General features: G+C 65.2%; 12 protein-coding genes. 6 read left to right on the top strand and 6 right to left on the bottom strand.

Annotated features, from left to right (window positions below):
- Positions 1-118: 118 nt before the first annotated feature.
- Together ABC383_RS19445 and ABC383_RS19440 are read left to right on the top strand one after the other, a co-directional pair.
- Positions 119-880, top strand: a complete 762-nt coding sequence (locus ABC383_RS19445; RefSeq protein WP_413016140.1) for a YoaK family protein — start codon at positions 119-121, stop codon at positions 878-880.
- Positions 881-969: 89 nt separating this feature from the next.
- On the top strand, positions 970-2,082 hold the full coding sequence (locus ABC383_RS19440) for an NADH:flavin oxidoreductase/NADH oxidase (RefSeq protein ID WP_413016138.1): 1,113 nt from the start codon (positions 970-972) through the stop codon (positions 2,080-2,082).
- A 20-nt stretch (positions 2,083-2,102) separates the two neighbouring features.
- Here ABC383_RS19440 and ABC383_RS19435 read toward each other — a convergent pair whose 3' ends face one another.
- Genes ABC383_RS19435 through ABC383_RS19420 form a run of 4 tightly spaced genes read right to left on the bottom strand, consistent with a single transcriptional unit; the run spans position 2,103 to position 7,591 of the window.
- Complete coding sequence (locus tag ABC383_RS19435; RefSeq protein ID WP_413016136.1) at positions 2,103-3,692, bottom strand: ABC transporter ATP-binding protein; 1,590 nt, start codon at positions 3,690-3,692, stop codon at positions 2,103-2,105.
- Entirely contained in the window at positions 3,689-4,720 is a 1,032-nt protein-coding gene (locus ABC383_RS19430; protein ID WP_413016134.1) for an ABC transporter permease, read from the bottom strand. Before ABC383_RS19430 ends, ABC383_RS19435 begins: the two co-directional genes overlap by 4 nt.
- Complete coding sequence (locus ABC383_RS19425; protein ID WP_413016132.1) at positions 4,717-5,781, bottom strand: microcin C ABC transporter permease YejB; 1,065 nt, start codon at positions 5,779-5,781, stop codon at positions 4,717-4,719. Before ABC383_RS19425 ends, ABC383_RS19430 begins: the two co-directional genes overlap by 4 nt.
- A gap of 10 nt (positions 5,782-5,791) precedes the next feature.
- On the bottom strand, positions 5,792-7,591 hold the full coding sequence (locus ABC383_RS19420) for an extracellular solute-binding protein (protein ID WP_413016130.1): 1,800 nt from the start codon (positions 7,589-7,591) through the stop codon (positions 5,792-5,794).
- Positions 7,592-7,983: 392 nt separating this feature from the next.
- Between ABC383_RS19420 and fabI the strand changes: the two genes are divergently transcribed.
- Positions 7,984-8,766, top strand: coding sequence for an enoyl-ACP reductase FabI (gene fabI / locus ABC383_RS19415; RefSeq protein ID WP_413016128.1), 783 nt, complete (start codon positions 7,984-7,986; stop codon positions 8,764-8,766).
- A 341-nt stretch (positions 8,767-9,107) separates the two neighbouring features.
- Positions 9,108-10,517 carry a DEAD/DEAH box helicase gene (locus tag ABC383_RS19410; protein ID WP_413016126.1) on the top strand — a complete coding sequence of 470 codons (1,410 nt, stop codon included), beginning with the start codon at positions 9,108-9,110 and terminating at the stop codon, positions 10,515-10,517.
- An 82-nt stretch (positions 10,518-10,599) separates the two neighbouring features.
- Here the strand turns inward: ABC383_RS19410 and senA are convergent, their stop codons facing one another.
- A complete protein-coding gene (gene senA, locus ABC383_RS19405) occupies positions 10,600-11,787 on the bottom strand; it encodes a selenoneine synthase SenA (protein ID WP_413016124.1) in 1,188 nt (395 codons plus the stop codon).
- 20 nt (positions 11,788-11,807) lie between these two features.
- Here senA and senB point away from each other — a divergent pair, with 20 nt between their 5' ends.
- On the top strand, positions 11,808-12,782 hold the full coding sequence (gene senB / locus ABC383_RS19400; protein ID WP_413016122.1) for a selenoneine biosynthesis selenosugar synthase SenB: 975 nt from the start codon (positions 11,808-11,810) through the stop codon (positions 12,780-12,782).
- Positions 12,779-13,834, top strand: coding sequence for a selenide, water dikinase SelD (gene selD, locus ABC383_RS19395; RefSeq protein ID WP_413016120.1), 1,056 nt, complete (start codon positions 12,779-12,781; stop codon positions 13,832-13,834). Before senB ends, selD begins: the two co-directional genes overlap by 4 nt.
- A 28-nt stretch (positions 13,835-13,862) precedes the next feature.
- Here the strand turns inward: selD and ABC383_RS19390 are convergent, their stop codons facing one another.
- A complete protein-coding gene (locus ABC383_RS19390) occupies positions 13,863-15,131 on the bottom strand; it encodes a metal-dependent hydrolase (RefSeq protein WP_413016119.1) in 1,269 nt (422 codons plus the stop codon).
- Positions 15,132-15,185 lie beyond the last annotated feature (54 nt).

The following is a 15,185-nucleotide window of genomic DNA, read 5'->3' as shown; positions in this document are numbered from 1 at the left end:
GCCAAGCATTCTTAAGAGCGCCTAACAAATGTTCCGGGCTTTGTTACCGGCTTGCCCGGCCGGCAGGATTTCATCAGGCGCTCCAGGGACAACCAACATTCTGCGGGCGGGAGGTTACATGGCAAGATTCTTGAGGCACTGGATGGCGCGACTTCGCTGCGACGAGCAGGCAAAAACTTGTATCGCTTGCCTGCTTGCGTTCGTCGCGGGCGGCGTCAATGTGATCAGCTTCCTCTCCACGGAATGGTTTGCATCGCATTTGTCGGGCACCGTCACTGGCGCATCCGCCGCCCTGTTTGACAGCAACAGGGAACTGGCCATCGGATACGCCACCCTGATCTTCAGCTTCATCTGCGGGTCCGCATGTGCTGCCTGGCTGATTGCCTGGAGCCAGGCCCGGCACATGCGCAGCGAGTATGGCGTTGCCCTGCTGGTCGAAGGATGCCTGCTGGTTGGCATTGGCCTGAGTGCTGACCACGTGGCGCACAGGCAGTTCATGTTCGTGCCGGTGCTGATCGTCGTGCTGTCCTTCCTGATGGGCATGCAGAATGCGCTGATCAGCAAGCTGGCCCATGCCAGCGTGCGAACCACCCATGTCACCGGCATGCTGACCGATCTCGGCATCGAACTGGGCAGGCTGGGCAAACGCCTGGTCATGCGGCGTGCCGTCATTCAGGACGACCACGCGGCAAATCTACCGAAACTGGCGCTGCTGACCCTGATGGCAATGCTGTTTTTCGCCGGCGGTCTTGCCGGGTCGCTGGGCTTCCAGCATGCGCGCTACCTGACGCTCGAGCCGCTGGCGGCCATGGTGATTTTCGTGGCATGGGCCTCGGCCGGGAAACAGGTGAACAGCCCGGCCCGGCAGCAGCCGCACTGAGTGGCGCGCGCCATCGCGGCATGGCGCTTCAGCACGGCTGGCCTCCTTCTGCCAGAATTGCGCTTTCTTCCCAGCGATGGAGCCGCCTGATGAGCCAGTTGTTCACCCCTTACGCCCTTGGTCCCCTGACTGTCCGCAACCGCATCGCCATCGCGCCGATGTGCCAGTATTCCGCGGAAAACGGCGATGCCACCGACTGGCACATGATTCACCTGGGTCATCTCGCCCTGTCCGGCGCCGGCGCGCTGTTCATCGAGGCGACTGCGGTCGAGCCGGAAGGCCGCATTACGCCAGCCGATCTCGGCCTGTGGTCGGACCAGAACGAGATTGCGCTGCAGGACGTAGTGCGGGCGATCCGCCGTCATTCCTCGATACCGCTGGTGATCCAGCTCGCGCATGCCGGCCGCAAGGCGTCCAGCGCGGCGCCGTGGGAAGGCGGACAGATGCTCGCGCCCGAACAGGGCGGCTGGCAGACGGTGGCGCCATCGGCCCTGCCGCACGCACCAGAGGAAGCGCCGCCGCTGGCGCTGGACGCTGCCGGCCTGCGTCGCGTCCTCGCCGGCTTCGTCGACAGCGCCAAGCGGGCGCATCGCCTTGGACTGGAAGGCATCGAACTCCATGCGGCCCATGGCTACCTGCTGCATCAGTTCCTCTCGCCACTGGCTAATGCCCGCAGCGACAGCTATGGCGGTACGCTGGAAAACCGGATGCGCTTTCCGCTGGAAGTGTTTGACGCGGTGCGCGCCGCGGTGCCCGGGACGATGGCGGTGGGCGTGCGCATTTCCGCCACCGACTGGGTCGACGGCGGCTGGGACATCGAGCAGAGCGTGGCCTTTGCCCGGGAGCTGAAGAAGCGCGGCGTGGACTTCATCCATGTGTCCAGCGGCGGCGTGTCGCCGCTGCAGAAGATTCCGGTCGGACCAGGCTACCAGGTGGCGTTCGCCGCCCGCATCCGTACTGAAACCGGGCTGCCCACCATCTCGGTGGGCATGATCACCGAGCCCCCCCAGGCGGAATCCATCATCGCCAGCGGCCAGGCCGACATGGTGGCGCTGGCGCGCGGCATGCTGTACAACCCGCGCTGGCCGTGGCATGCGGCCGCCGAACTGGGCGGCACGGTGGAAGCGCCGCAGCAGTACTGGCGTTCGCAGCCGTCACAGTACAAGCAGCTGTTCGGTGCCACCCGTACCGGGCAACGCTAGGAGACTGCGCGCTTCGGCAGTCAGGCGTCGACCGCGGCCGTGCTGTAGGTCGACGCCGCCAGCAACCTCTGGGTGTAGGGCTGCGACGGCGCCGACAGCACATCGTCCACATCGCCCTGCTCGACCACCCTGCCGTCCTTCATCACCAGCACACGGTGGGCCACGGCGCGGATCACGGCAAGGTCATGGCTGATGAACAGATAGGCGATGCCATGCTTGCGCTGCAGTTCGGCCAGCAGCTGCAGCACCTGCATCTGCACCGATACGTCGAGCGAGGAGGTCGGCTCGTCCAGCAGTACCAGCGCCGGCTTCAATACCAGCACCCGGGCGATCGCGATGCGCTGGCGCTGGCCGCCGGAAAACTCATGCGGATAGCGCTGCATCATCGCGGCCGACAAGCCTACCTCCTCCAGCGCCGCGGCGACCGTGTCGCGCAGAGCCTGCGCGCCCAGTTGCGGCTGGTGCAGCGCCAGGCCCTCGCCGACGATCTGCTCGATCGTGCGGCGCGGCGACAAGGACGCAAACGGGTCCTGGAACACCACCTGCATCTGCGAGCGCAGGGGCCGCAGGGCATTGGCCGACATCTCACTGATGGCATGCTCGCGAAAGCGGATGGCGCCCGACACGCGGGCCGCCGACAGCCGCAGCAGCGCCATGCCCAGGGTGGACTTGCCTGAACCCGATTCGCCGACGATGCCCACCGTTTCGCCCGGCCTGAGTTGAAGCGTCACGTCATCGACGGCAACGAAGCTGCGCCGCTTGAACCAGCCTTCCTTGATCTCGAAAGTGCAACGCACCTGCTGCGCTTCCAGCAGCGGCGCGCCGGCGGCGTCGACCTGGTTGACCATGCGCTGCGGGTGGCTGGCCAGCAGCTTCCTGGTGTAAGCCTCGCGCGGGCTGGCGAAGAGCTGGTGCACCGGGGCGGTCTCGATCAGCCTGCCCTTCTCCATCACGCCCACGCGGTCGGCGAAATGGCGCACCAGGTTCAAATCGTGGCTGATCATCAGCACCGCCATGTTTTCCTCGCGCTGCAACTGGTTCAGCAGTTCGAGGATCTGCACCTGTATCGTCACGTCCAGCGCCGTGGTGGGCTCGTCGGCGATCAGCAGGTGCGGCTTGCAGGCCAGCGCCATCGCAATCATCGCGCGCTGGCGCTGGCCGCCGGAGAGCTGGTGCGGATAGGCCAGCGCGCGCCGCGCCGGCTCCGGTATGCCGGTCTTTTCCAGCAGCTGCACGGTGCGCTGCGCAGCCGCCTTCGCCGACAAGCCCTCATGCAGCATCAGCACTTCGGCGATCTGGTTGCCTATCGTGAACAGGGGATTCAATGCCGTCATCGGCTCCTGGAAGATCATCGCCGCATCCTTACCGCGCAGGCGGCGCAGCGCGGGCTCGGACATCTTCAGGATGTCTTCGCCGTTGAACAGGATGCTGCCCTTGTAGCGCGCATCCTGGTTCAGCCGCAGCGCCGAGAGCGCGGTGACGGTCTTGCCGGAACCGGACTCGCCGACCAGCGCGAATTTCTCGCCGGGCGCGACGGCGAAGCTGACATCCTCAACCACGACGGCATCGCCGAAGGCGACGCTCAATCCCTGTACATTCAGCAAGCTCAAGACTTCCTCCGCACGTCCAGCGAATTGCGCAGCGCATCGCCGATATTGGTCAGCAACAGCAGCGTGACCGTCAGCACCATGAAGGTCGACAGCGCGATCCACCAGGCGTCCAGGTTGTTCTTTCCCTGCGCCAGCAGCTCGCCCAGGCTGGGGGTCGAGGGCGGCACGCCCAGGCCGAGGAAGTCCAGGCTGGTCAGCGCAAGGATCGCGCCGCTCATGCGAAACGGCAGGAAGGTCACCACCGGCGTCAAGCTGTTGGGCAGCACGTGGCGCCAGATGATCTGGGCATTCGACAGCCCCAGCGCACGCGCCGCCTGTACATATTCCAGGTTGCGGTTGCGCAGGAAGTCGGCCCGCACGTAGTCCGACAGCCCCATCCAGCCGAACAGGGAAAGCAGCAGCAGCAACAGGCCGATGCTGGGGTCGAAGATGGACGCGAAGATGATCAGCAGGTACAGCTCCGGCATCGAACTCCATATCTCCATGAAGCGCTGGAACAGCAGGTCGGTGCGGCCGGCGAAATAGCCCTGCACCGCGCCGGTGATCATGCCCAGCAGCACGCCTGTCACGGTGAGCGCAATGCCGAACAGGATGGAGACGCGGAAGCCGTACAGCAGCCGCGCCACCACGTCGCGGCCGCGATCATCGGTGCCCAGCCAGTTTTCGCTGGAAGGCGGCGCCGGGTTGGGCGCCTTGGCGAAATAATTCAGCGTGTCGTAGCGGTAATGATTGGGCGGATACACAGCCCAGTTGCCATCCTTCTTGAACTGGTCCTGGATGAAGGGATCGAGGAAGTCGGCCGGCGTGTCGAAGTCGCCGCCGAAGGACTTTTCCGAATAGGTCTGCGCGATCGGGAAAATGATCTTGCCGTTGTAGCGCGCCACAAGCGGCTTGTCGTTCGACAGCAGCTCCGCGCCCAGGCTCAGCACGAACAGCACAAGGAAGATGACCAGGCTCCAGTAGCCGCGCCGGTTCTGCCGGAAGCGCAGCCAGATGCGGCGGCCGGGGGAAATGGATGCGGCGCTCATCGTGCCAGGCTTTCAAACTGGACCCGTGGATCGGCCCATACGTAACAGAGGTCGCCCAGCAGCTTGACGACCAGGCCGATCAGCGTGAACAGGTAGAGCGTGCCCATCACCACCGGATAGTCGCGCCGCACCACCGATTCATACGACAGCAGGCCCAGGCCATCGAGCGAAAACAGGGTTTCGATCAGCAGGCTGCCGGCGAAGAAGGCGCCGATGAAGGCCGCCGGAAAGCCGGTCACCAGCGGGATCAGCGCATTGCGAAACACATGCTTGTACAGCACGGTGCGCTCCGACAGCCCCTTGGCGCGGGCAGTGAGCACGTACTGCTTCCTGATCTCTTCGAGAAAGGTGTTCTTGGTCAGCATGGTCATCACCGCGAAGGCGCCGGCCACCGATGCCGTCACCGGCAGCGTGATGTGCCACAGGTAGTCCAGCACCTTGCCGCCCCAGGACAGGGTCTCCCAGTTGTCGGAGGTCAGGCCGCGCAGCGGGAACCACTGCACGAAGCTGCCGCCGCCAAACAGTACCAAGAGCAGCACGCCGAGCACGAAGCCGGGTATGGAATAGCCGATCAGCACCAGCATGCTGGTCACCATGTCGAAGCGGCTGCCCTCGCGGATCGCCTTGGCCACGCCCAGCGGCACCGAGATGAAGTAGGTCAGGAAGAAGGTCCACAGGCCGATGGATATCGATACCGGCAGCTTGGACTTCACCAGCTCCCATACATCCTTGTGGTGATAGAAGCTCTGCCCCAGGTCGAAGCGGGCGAAGCCCTTCAACATCTGCCAGAAGCGTTCAAGCGGCGGCTTGTCGAAGCCGTACAGCGCCTGGATCTCCTTGACGCGCTCTGAATCCACGCCCTGCCGTCCGCGGTATTGCGAGGCGCCGCCGCCGCTGGCCTCGCCGCCGCCGGTGGCCTGGCCCTTGCGCAATTCCATCAGCGCCTGCTCGACCGGGCCGCCCGGCACGAACTGGATCACGGCGAAGGTGATCGCCACCACGCCCAACAGCGTCGGCACCATCAGCAGCACCCGCTTGGCGATATAGGCCCACAGATTCATGCTTGTCCTTTCATCGTGGCCTGGCCTGCCACCAGGTGGAAATCACGTAGGGGTCGGCCTGGTAGTACAGCGGCGCGGTGGCCGGGATGCCGAAGCGGTTGCGGTAGGCCACCCGGTGGGTGGAGGAATACCAGTGCGGCACCACGATGTACTTATGCATCAGCACCCGGTCCAGCGCCCGCGCCGCCGCCACCAGCTCGCGCCGGGTGTTGGCCGCCACCAGCGCATCGACCAGCTTGTCCACCGCCGGGTCCTTCAGGCCCCAGGCATTGTTGGAGCCCTTCTCGTCGGCGGCCTTGGAGCCGAACATGTCGTACATCTCATTGCCCGGACTGGTCACGTCCGGGAAGCGGTTGGTGGTCATGTCGAAGTCGAACTCTTCCATGCGCTTTTGCAGCAGGGCGAAATCGGCAGTGCGCTGGTGCACCTGCACGCCCAGCTTCTGCAGGTTGCGCACATAGACGCTGATCACCCTCGACAGCGCGCCCTGGTCGTCGATGATCTCGAACGCCAGCGGCTCTCCCTTCGCATTGCGCAGCGCGCCGTCCCGGTATTCCCAGCCGGCCTGGCGCAGCAGCTCGCGCGCCTGCATCAGGTTGGCGCGCAGCGACGATGGCGGCTCGGTCGACGGCGGCAATGGCGCCGGGCCGAAGACCGCCGGATCGAGTTTGCTGCGCAGCGGCTCCAGCAGCTTCAGCTCGTCTTCCGACGGCATGCCGCGCGCGCCCAGTTCGCTGTTGTTGAAGAAGGAATGGATGCGCTTGTACTGGCCATAGAACAGCTGGCGGTTCATCCATTCGAAGTCCAGCGCCAGGCCGAGCGCCTGGCGCACCCGGATGTCCTGGAACTGACCGCGCCGCAGGTTCATCACGAAGCCCTGCATGCCGGCGCCGTTGGAGTGCGTCAGTTCACGCTTGATGATTTCGCCGCTGCGGAACTTGGGACCGTTGTAGGCGCGCGCCCAGTTCTTGGCGCTGTACTCCACCACCACGTCGAACTCGCCGGCCTTGAAGGCTTCCAGCCGGGCGGTGTCGTCCTTGTAAAAGCGGTAGAAGATGCGGCCGAAGTTGAACATGCCGCGGCGCGCAGGCACCGCATCGCCCCAGTAATCCGGGTTGCGCTTGTAGGTGATCGAGCGGCCGACGTCATAGCGTTCGATCAGGTAAGGCCCGCTGGCGATCGGCGCTTCGAGCTGTATCTTGTCGAAGCTGGTATTGGCGCCCCACTTGCGCGAGAACACGGGCATGCCGCCGGCAATCAGCGGCAGCTCGCGGTTGAGCTGGCGGAAGTCGAAGCGCACGGTGCGCTCGTCCACCACCACGCATTGCCTGATATCGGCGAAAACGGATTTGAACTGCGGCGCGCCCTTGGCCATCAGGGTGTCGAAGGAATGCTTCACGTCGGCCGCCAGCACAGGGTCGCCATTATTGAAGCGGGCTTTCGGATTCAGGCGGAAGGTCATCGCCATCCGGTCCGGCGCCAGTTCCATGTCTTCGGCCAGCAGGCCGTACATGGTGGCGGTTTCGTCGGAGGAACTGACCGCCAGCGTTTCGAACATCAGGTTGGAAACGCCGGCCGCGGCAACGCCTTTCAGAGAGAACGGATTGAACTTGTCGAAGCTGGTGCGCCGGTCCGGGTTGGCCAGGTACAGCTCGCCGCCCTTGGGCGCGTCGGGATTGACATAGTCGAAATGGTGGAAGCCGGCCGGATACTTCGGCGTGTCATACAGGGCGAATGCATGCGCCGCCAGCGCGCTGTTGCTGCCGGCAATGCCGGCGGCCAGGAAAAGAGTTGCCAGTAGTTTTGCCATGCCTTGTCGGTCACCCCGTGTTGGATGCTGGTCGCCTTCCCGGGCGATGCCGGGCTATTGTACCGAAAGGCATTGGGCTTGGTCGCCGGCTTCGGCCCCTCTCAATCAGGCCGACGATCAGGCATTTTCAGCATCGGCCACGTTGCGACTGGCACCGGCTGTCATTGCACGCACTCGATAGCCGCCCTACTTGGCTACCAGGAAAACATCGGCAGCGGGCCGGTGGCTGCAGGTCGGGATGATGGCTGGATGGCGTGACCGACGAAGCAGCTAGTCTTTCCTTTGCGCAAAAAGCCGGGATCGCCGAAGTTGCCCTCCCCGCCACTACCCCCTACAATCTTGCCGGTTCAAAACCGCCTGCCTCACCCACCGCAAACTTTCCTGGAGTTCCCATGGCTTTCCTGCAAGGCAAAAAAATCCTGATCACCGGCCTGCTGTCGAACCGGTCCATCGCCTACGGCATTGCCCAGGCCTGCAAGCGGGAAGGCGCGGAACTGGCGTTTACCTATGTTGGCGACCGCTTCAAGGACCGCATCACCGACTTCGCCAAGGAATTTGACAGCGAACTGGTGTTCGACTGCGATGTCGGCAGCGACGAGCAGATCAATGCGCTGTTCGCCGACCTGGCCAAATCCTGGCCCCAGCTCGACGGCCTGGTGCATGCGATCGGCTTTGCGCCGCGCGAGGCGATCGCCGGCGACTTCCTCGACGGCATGACCCGTGAGAACTTCCGCATCGCCCATGACATCTCGGCCTACAGTTTCCCGGCCATGGCCAAGGCGGCCGCGCCAATGCTGTCGCAGCAGTCGGCACTGCTGACCCTGAGCTACCTGGGTTCGATGCGCGCCCTGCCCAACTACAACACCATGGGTCTGGCCAAGGCGTCGCTGGAAGCCAGCGTGCGCTACCTGGCCGAGTCGCTGGGCAAGAAGGGCGTGCGGGTCAACGGCATTTCCGCCGGCCCGATCAAGACCCTGGCCGCCAGCGGCATCAAGGACTTCGGCAAGATCCTCAATTTCGTCAAGGAACATGCACCGCTGCGCCGCAATGTGACGATCGAGGATGTCGGCAATACCGCCGCCTTCCTGCTGTCGGACCTGGCTGGCGGCATCACCGGCGAAATCACCTATGTCGACGGCGGCTTTTCGCATGTCGTCGGCGGCATGGCGGAGTAAATCCGTTTCTTATGCGAATCAGCCGGGTATTCCGGCCGGTTCGCAAACCAGCGGTAATAAAGGGTGGACAGAACACTGTCATGGCAGTTACAATACGGTTTGTGCGATGCAATAAAGTCCGCACTTCCGCAGCACCGCGAACCCTTAGCATTAACGATAAAGCCCTCCCGCCTCCTGGTGTCGAAGTAACCTGACACCGTCCCGGCGCAAAGCTTTTGTGCCGAAATCTCTTTCGAGTTTTCCTCGCTGTTTCGTTGGTTGGCGATGCATCTTCGCGCCCAGCACTGTGATGGCCCCGTTGCCAGCGTGCCGCGCTGATTTACGATTTACGAAAGAAACTGATGACATTCGAAGCACTAGGCCTGCACGCGTCCGTATTGAAAGCATTGACCGAAGCTGGCTACACCAAGCCGACCGGCGTCCAGGAACAGGCTATCCCCGCGGCCCTCGCCGGCCGCGACCTGCTGGTCTCTTCCCAGACCGGCTCCGGCAAGACCGCGGCATTCATGCTGCCGGCGCTGCACAAGTTTGCTTCGGCCGAGCCGAGCGCCGAGGCTGCCCGCACGCCCAACCAGCAATCCCAGTCCGCCCGTGCCCGTGGCGAGCGTCCGCGCTTCCGCGCCGCCCAGCCGAAAATGCTGGTGCTGACCCCGACCCGCGAACTGGCGCTGCAGGTCACCACCGCCACCGACAAGTACGGCGCCTACATGCGCCGCATTCGCGCCGTATCCATCCTGGGCGGCATGCCTTATCCGAAGCAGATGCAATTGCTGGCCAAGAACCCGGAAATCCTGGTCGCGACCCCCGGCCGCCTGATCGACCACATGGAGTCGGGCAAGATCGACTTCTCGCAACTGGAAATCCTGGTGCTGGACGAAGCTGACCGCATGCTGGACATGGGCTTCATCGAGGACATCGAGAAGATCGTGGCCGCCACGCCGGACTCGCGTCAGACCATGCTGTTCTCGGCCACGCTCGACGGCGTCGTCGGCAACATGGCCAAGCGCATCACCACCGAGCCGACCATCATCCAGATCGCCAGCTCGTCCAGCCGCCATGAAAACATCCAGCAGCGCGTGCACTTCGTCGACGACCTGTCGCACAAGAATCGCCTGCTCGACCACCTGCTGCGCGATGAAACCATGGACCAGGCAGTGGTGTTTACCGCTACCAAGCGCGATGCCGACACGATCGCCGACCGCCTGAACATCGCCGGCTTTGCCGCCGCCGCGCTGCATGGCGACATGCACCAGGGCGCGCGCAACCGTACGCTCGACAGCGTGCGTCGTGGCCAGGTGCGGGTGCTGGTGGCAACCGACGTCGCCGCCCGCGGCATCGACGTGCCCACCATCACCCACGTGTTCAACTACGATCTGCCGAAGTTCCCGGAAGACTATGTGCACCGCATCGGCCGCACCGGCCGCGCCGGTCGCAATGGCCTGGCGATCTCGCTGGTCAACCATGCCGAAGGCATGCATGTGAAGCGCATCGAGCGCTTTACCAAGCAACTGATCCCGGTCAACGTGATCGAAGGCTTCGAGCCCAAGCGCACCGCGGCGCCGCGTCCGCACAAGCCCAACGGCTGGAAGCCGGGCGACAGCCGCGGCGGCAAGCCGGGCCAGCGCAGCTTTGCCAAGCCCGGCGCGCCGCGTCGTGAAGGCAGCAGCTATGGTTCCGGCAATGGCAGCAGCTTCGGCAAGGGCCCGCGCGGCGCTGACGCCGGCGCCCGCCGCTCCTACGGCGATCGCTGATTGAAATACCGGCCGCAGTAACGGGCCGGTGAAAAAAAGCCCCTGGCGCTTTGCGGCGCCAGGGGCTTTTCATTTATGAACGTCACAATGCGCAGGTGCGAAAGCCGATCAGGATGTCATTGCGCTCGGGCAGATAGAAATTCCGGTATTTCGGTGAGCGCATCCGGCCCCGGGTAGCAAAGGAAGCGCCACGCACCGCCTGATGGCTATGGAACCAGGGCGCCGAATATTCGCGGTAAGCGTCGGCAATAAAGCCCGGATACGGTTCGAACGGCGAGCAGGTCCATTCCCACAGGTCGCCCCAGTGCCAGGCCGGATGCCCGGCCATGGCCGCATATTCCCACTCCGCCTCGGTGGGCAGCCGGCGATCTGCCCACATGCAGTAGGCCTGCGCCTCGTACAGGCTGACATGGCGCACCGGGTCGTGCGGCGGCAGCGCGGCGGGCTGGCCGAAGCGCACGCAGCGCCAGTGCCGGCCGTCCCGTTCCCAGTCGCGCGGGGCAGAATGCTCCTGGCGCATTAGCCACTCGCGCCCTGCCCGGCTCCAGAACTGCGCCCGGTCGTAGCCGCCGTCGGCGATGAATTCCGCAAACTGCTCATTGGTGACCAGCGTCGAATCCATCACGAAGGACGGCACATAGACCGGATGCGCCTGGCGCTCATTGTCGAACACGAAGCCGCGGCCGGCGCCGCTGCCCATCTGCAGGGTGCCGCCGGGAAAGCGCACCTCGCCTTCCGCCCACGGCCGCGGCAGCCGCGCGTCTATGCCTTGCGGCAGGGGCACGCCCAGGGTCTGCATCGTGTAGAAGAACGCTTCGCCGTGCATGTCCTCGTGCGCCAGCGCCAGCCGGTAGGGATAGAGCGCGTCATCGTCGTCACCCGCCTGGCTGAGCCGGTCGAGCACCCGGTCCAGCACTTCATGGCAATAGGTCTTGATCTGGCCGGCCGAAGGCAAGCCCAGCTTCCAGCGGGCGTCATGCGGCACGGTGTTGGAATCGAACCAGTCGTCGCCCTTGGTCAGCAGGGAATGGCCCTCGGCGGCGTCGGGTGCGCTCGATGTCGCGCGCCGCAGGATGTACCACTCGGCGAACCAGGCGAGGTGACCCAGCTCCCACAGCGGCGGATTGACCACGGCCAGCGGCGGCACCCGGACGGGATCGGCCAGGCCGGCGTCGTCGAAACGGTCGAACAGCGCCAGCGTATAATCGCGGGCATCTTCCAACGCGCCGGCCAGTTCGGCTGGCGTCGCGGTTCGAAAGGAAAAATTCATCAGGCTCCACAGGCATAACGATGTTGAACAAGCTGCGCATTCTGATTGCCAGTCCGGCTTCGGCCGCTTCCAATAATGGCAACTGGCAGACTGCGCAGCGCTGGGCGCACTTCCTCAAGCCACAATACCATGTCGAAATCGCAAGGGGCTGGGACCGCGCAAGCAATCCGCCCGATCTGCTGATTGCCCTGCATGCGCGGCGCTGCGCCGATTCGGTGGCCGCCTGCGCCGCCGCCGGCCGGCCCTGCATCCTGGTGCTGACCGGCACTGACCTCTACCGCGACATCCGGCATGATGACGATGCCCGCCGTTCGCTGCAACTGGCGCAGCACCTGGTGCTGCTGCAGGAAGCCGGCCTGGCCGAGTTGCCGGCCGGGCTGCGCGCCCGCAGCGCCGTCATTTACCAGTCCGCCCCCGCCCTGCCGCCGCTGCCGTCCGACGATGGCGGCATCAATGTGGCGATGATAGGCCATTTGCGCGCTGAAAAGGATCCGGTAACCTTCATGCGCGCGGCTGAACTGGCGTCCGCGCCGCGGCTGCATTTCACCCAGGTCGGCGGTGCGCTGGAAGAGGCGCTGGCGCAGCAGGCGCGGCTGACCGAGGCGCGTTGCCCGGCCTATCGCTGGCTCGGCAACCTGCCCCATGCCGACACCCGCGAACTGCTGCGGCGCAGCCAGTTGCTGGTGGTGCCGTCGCTGATGGAAGGCGGCGCCAATGTGATCATCGAGGCGGTGACCAGCGGCATACCGGTGCTTGCCTCCGACATTTCCGGCAACCGTGGCATGCTGGGCGCCGGCTATGGCGGCTATTTCCCGGTCGGCGACGCCGCCGCGCTGGCAGGACTGATTGACCGCTTTGCCACCGACCCCGCTTTCGCGCAAGGGCTCACGGTTGAATGCGCCCGCCGCGCGCCGCTGTTCGCGCCCGAACGCGAGCAAGCAGCCGTGCTGCGGCTGGTGGATAATGCGCTGACTTCACACAGGACCTCATCATGAACGCACCGGACAACCTCCCCATCAAACTCACTTCCTTCTCGCACGGCGGCGGCTGCGGCTGCAAGATCGCGCCCGGCGTGCTGTCGGAAATCCTGAAAAATTCCAGCGGCTTCCCGGTGCCGCCGCAACTGCTGGTCGGCATCGAGACCGCGGACGACGCGGCGGTCTACAAGCTCAATGACGAGCAGGCGCTGATCGCCACCACCGACTTCTTCATGCCCATCGTCGACGACCCCTACGACTTTGGCCGCATCGCCGCCACCAATGCGATTTCCGACGTCTACGCCATGGGCGGCACGCCCATCATGGCGCTGGCGCTGGTTGGCATGCCGATCGACAAGCTGCCGCTGGAGACGATAGGCAAGATCATCCAGGGCGGCGAATCGATCTGCGCCGAGGCCGGCATCCCGATCGCCGGCGGCCACACCATCGATTCGGTCGAGCCGATCTATGGCCTGGTGGTGATGGGACTGGTGCATCCGTCGAAGATCAAGCGCAATGCCGATGCCCGCGCCGGCGACAAGCTCATTCTCGGCAAGCCGCTCGGCGTGGGCGTGCTGTCGGCGGCGCTGAAGAAAGGCGCGCTGGATGCCGCCGGCTACGCGGCCATGATCGAGAACACCACCAAGCTCAACAAGCCGGGCAAGGCCCTGTCCGAACTGCCGGGCGTGCATGCGCTGACCGACGTCACCGGCTTCGGCCTGCTGGGCCACCTGCTGGAACTGGCCCGCGGCGCCGGACTGGAAGCGCGGCTGGACATGGATCGCATCCCGCTGCTGCCCAGCGTGCACGAACTGGCATCCAATGGCTTCGTGACCGGCGCTTCGGGACGCAACTGGGCCGGCTACGGCCACCAGGTAGCACTGGCCGAACGCATTACCCCGGCCCAGCAGATGCTGCTGACCGACCCGCAGACCTCGGGCGGACTGCTGGTGGCCTGCGCGCCGGATACGGTGGACGAGGTGCTTGCGCTGTTTGCCCGCGAAGGCTTTGCGCATGCGGCCGTGATCGGCGAGATGCAGGCCGGCGAGGCCGGGGTGAAGGTCGGGTAAGAACCGGCCCTCGGTTCCCTCGGTTCCCTCAGTTCTGCGGCGACGGGCGGGCGTCGTCCGCCGCCGGTTCCTCGAGCAGGTCGGCGCGCGGCAGTCCCCATTGCGGCACGCCGCGCTCGCAGCCGCGCTCGCCGGGCTCGACCAGCATCAGCGTGGAAAAGTTGCCGCGCGGGCTGCTGGCAAAGCGGGCATCGGACGCGCTGTCGGTGGCTAGCCAGGGCATGCGCGCAAAGCGCAGCCAGTCATGAAAGTAGCAGTCCTTACGCGCCAGTTCGCGCAGGCGCGCCAGCGGCGTTTCCTGCCGGGCCTGCAAGGCGATGGCGGCGGTGGCGCCGGCCGGCAGTGCGCCTTCCACGAAAGCCGGCGGACAGGCCGGCACCGGCAACGATGCCGGCGCCAGGCTGACGATGCCGCGGCTGAGCCGGAAATCACGCTGCCCTGCCGCGCGTTCGACGGCAACGAAATTCCAGCAGACCGGATTGGACGGATAGGGCGACATCGCCGCGTCCAGCAGCACTGCCTTGGGGTCGGCGGCCTGCAGATGGCCCGCCACCACCTGGCGCGCCTGCGCCGACATGGCCGCCTGCAGCGCGACGAAGCCCAGTCCGAGCGCCGCGCCGGCCAGCAATGGCGCCAGACGCGGCCGGCCGTCATGGTTTCTGGCGCCCGCCAGCGCCAGCGCCGCCATCATCGCCAGCAGCACGGCCAGCGACTGCCATGCCAGAAAGCCGCGCCAGCCGAGATAGGCCAGCGCCAGCGCCGCCGGCAACAGCAGCCAGCGCAGGGCGGTGCGGCGCGCGCTCATGATCATGGGCACGCCGAAGGCAAGCCAGAACACTGGCTCCAGGATGAACACCATGTCGCCGTACACCCAGCGGGAGTCGACCGGATGAAACGGATGCAGTCCGTAGGAGTTGAGATAGTCCATCAGCAGGTGCAGCGCAAAGCCAGCTACCAGCGCCAGCAGGAAACCGATGCGCGCGGTGGCACTCGAACGCAGCAGGCGTCGGGCATTCGGCCACAGCGCCCATATCAGCGCGGCCAGCAGCAGCATCTGGGGCAAGGCGTACAGCAGGGTGTGGGTATGGCCGCGGTGATGCAGCAGATAGCCTAGCGGCGCCGGCAGCAATGGCGTCAGCACCAGGTCGAGATCGGGAAAGTTGCCTGCCAGCGCGCAGGTGACAAGCATCAGCCGACGGCGCAGGCCGTGGCTGTTTCCATCCGGCTCCGGCGCCAGGCTGCGATGCATGATTTCACCGGCAAGCAGGCTGGCGACCGAATGGCTGAGATTATCCATGGAGAGTTGTTACCGAGCAGGAGGAAAAAAATTTACTTCTTGTTTTTACGAAGG

This window comes from Noviherbaspirillum phoenicis (assembly GCF_047237965.1).
Lineage (GTDB): Bacteria > Pseudomonadota > Gammaproteobacteria > Burkholderiales > Burkholderiaceae_D > Noviherbaspirillum_A.
The sequence above is the reverse complement of the archived record's forward strand: the minus strand, read 5'-3'. Positions and strand labels throughout refer to the sequence as shown.

Excerpts from the sequence above, each read along its gene's own strand:
- ABC383_RS19390 (WP_413016119.1), bottom strand. The coding sequence starts at position 15,131 with ATGGATAATCTCAGCCATTCGGTCGCCAGCCTGCTTGCCGGTGAAATC.
- senA (WP_413016124.1), bottom strand. The coding sequence starts at position 11,787 with ATGAATTTTTCCTTTCGAACCGCGACGCCAGCCGAACTGGCCGGCGCG.
- fabI (WP_413016128.1), top strand. The coding sequence starts at position 7,984 with ATGGCTTTCCTGCAAGGCAAAAAAATCCTGATCACCGGCCTGCTGTCG.
- ABC383_RS19410 (WP_413016126.1), top strand. The coding sequence starts at position 9,108 with ATGACATTCGAAGCACTAGGCCTGCACGCGTCCGTATTGAAAGCATTG.
- ABC383_RS19445 (WP_413016140.1), top strand. The coding sequence starts at position 119 with ATGGCAAGATTCTTGAGGCACTGGATGGCGCGACTTCGCTGCGACGAG.
- ABC383_RS19420 (WP_413016130.1), bottom strand. The coding sequence starts at position 7,591 with ATGGCAAAACTACTGGCAACTCTTTTCCTGGCCGCCGGCATTGCCGGC.
- ABC383_RS19430 (WP_413016134.1), bottom strand. The coding sequence starts at position 4,720 with ATGAGCGCCGCATCCATTTCCCCCGGCCGCCGCATCTGGCTGCGCTTC.
- selD (WP_413016120.1), top strand. The coding sequence starts at position 12,779 with ATGAACGCACCGGACAACCTCCCCATCAAACTCACTTCCTTCTCGCAC.
- ABC383_RS19440 (WP_413016138.1), top strand. The coding sequence starts at position 970 with ATGAGCCAGTTGTTCACCCCTTACGCCCTTGGTCCCCTGACTGTCCGC.
- ABC383_RS19425 (WP_413016132.1), bottom strand. The coding sequence starts at position 5,781 with ATGAATCTGTGGGCCTATATCGCCAAGCGGGTGCTGCTGATGGTGCCG.
- senB (WP_413016122.1), top strand. The coding sequence starts at position 11,808 with ATGTTGAACAAGCTGCGCATTCTGATTGCCAGTCCGGCTTCGGCCGCT.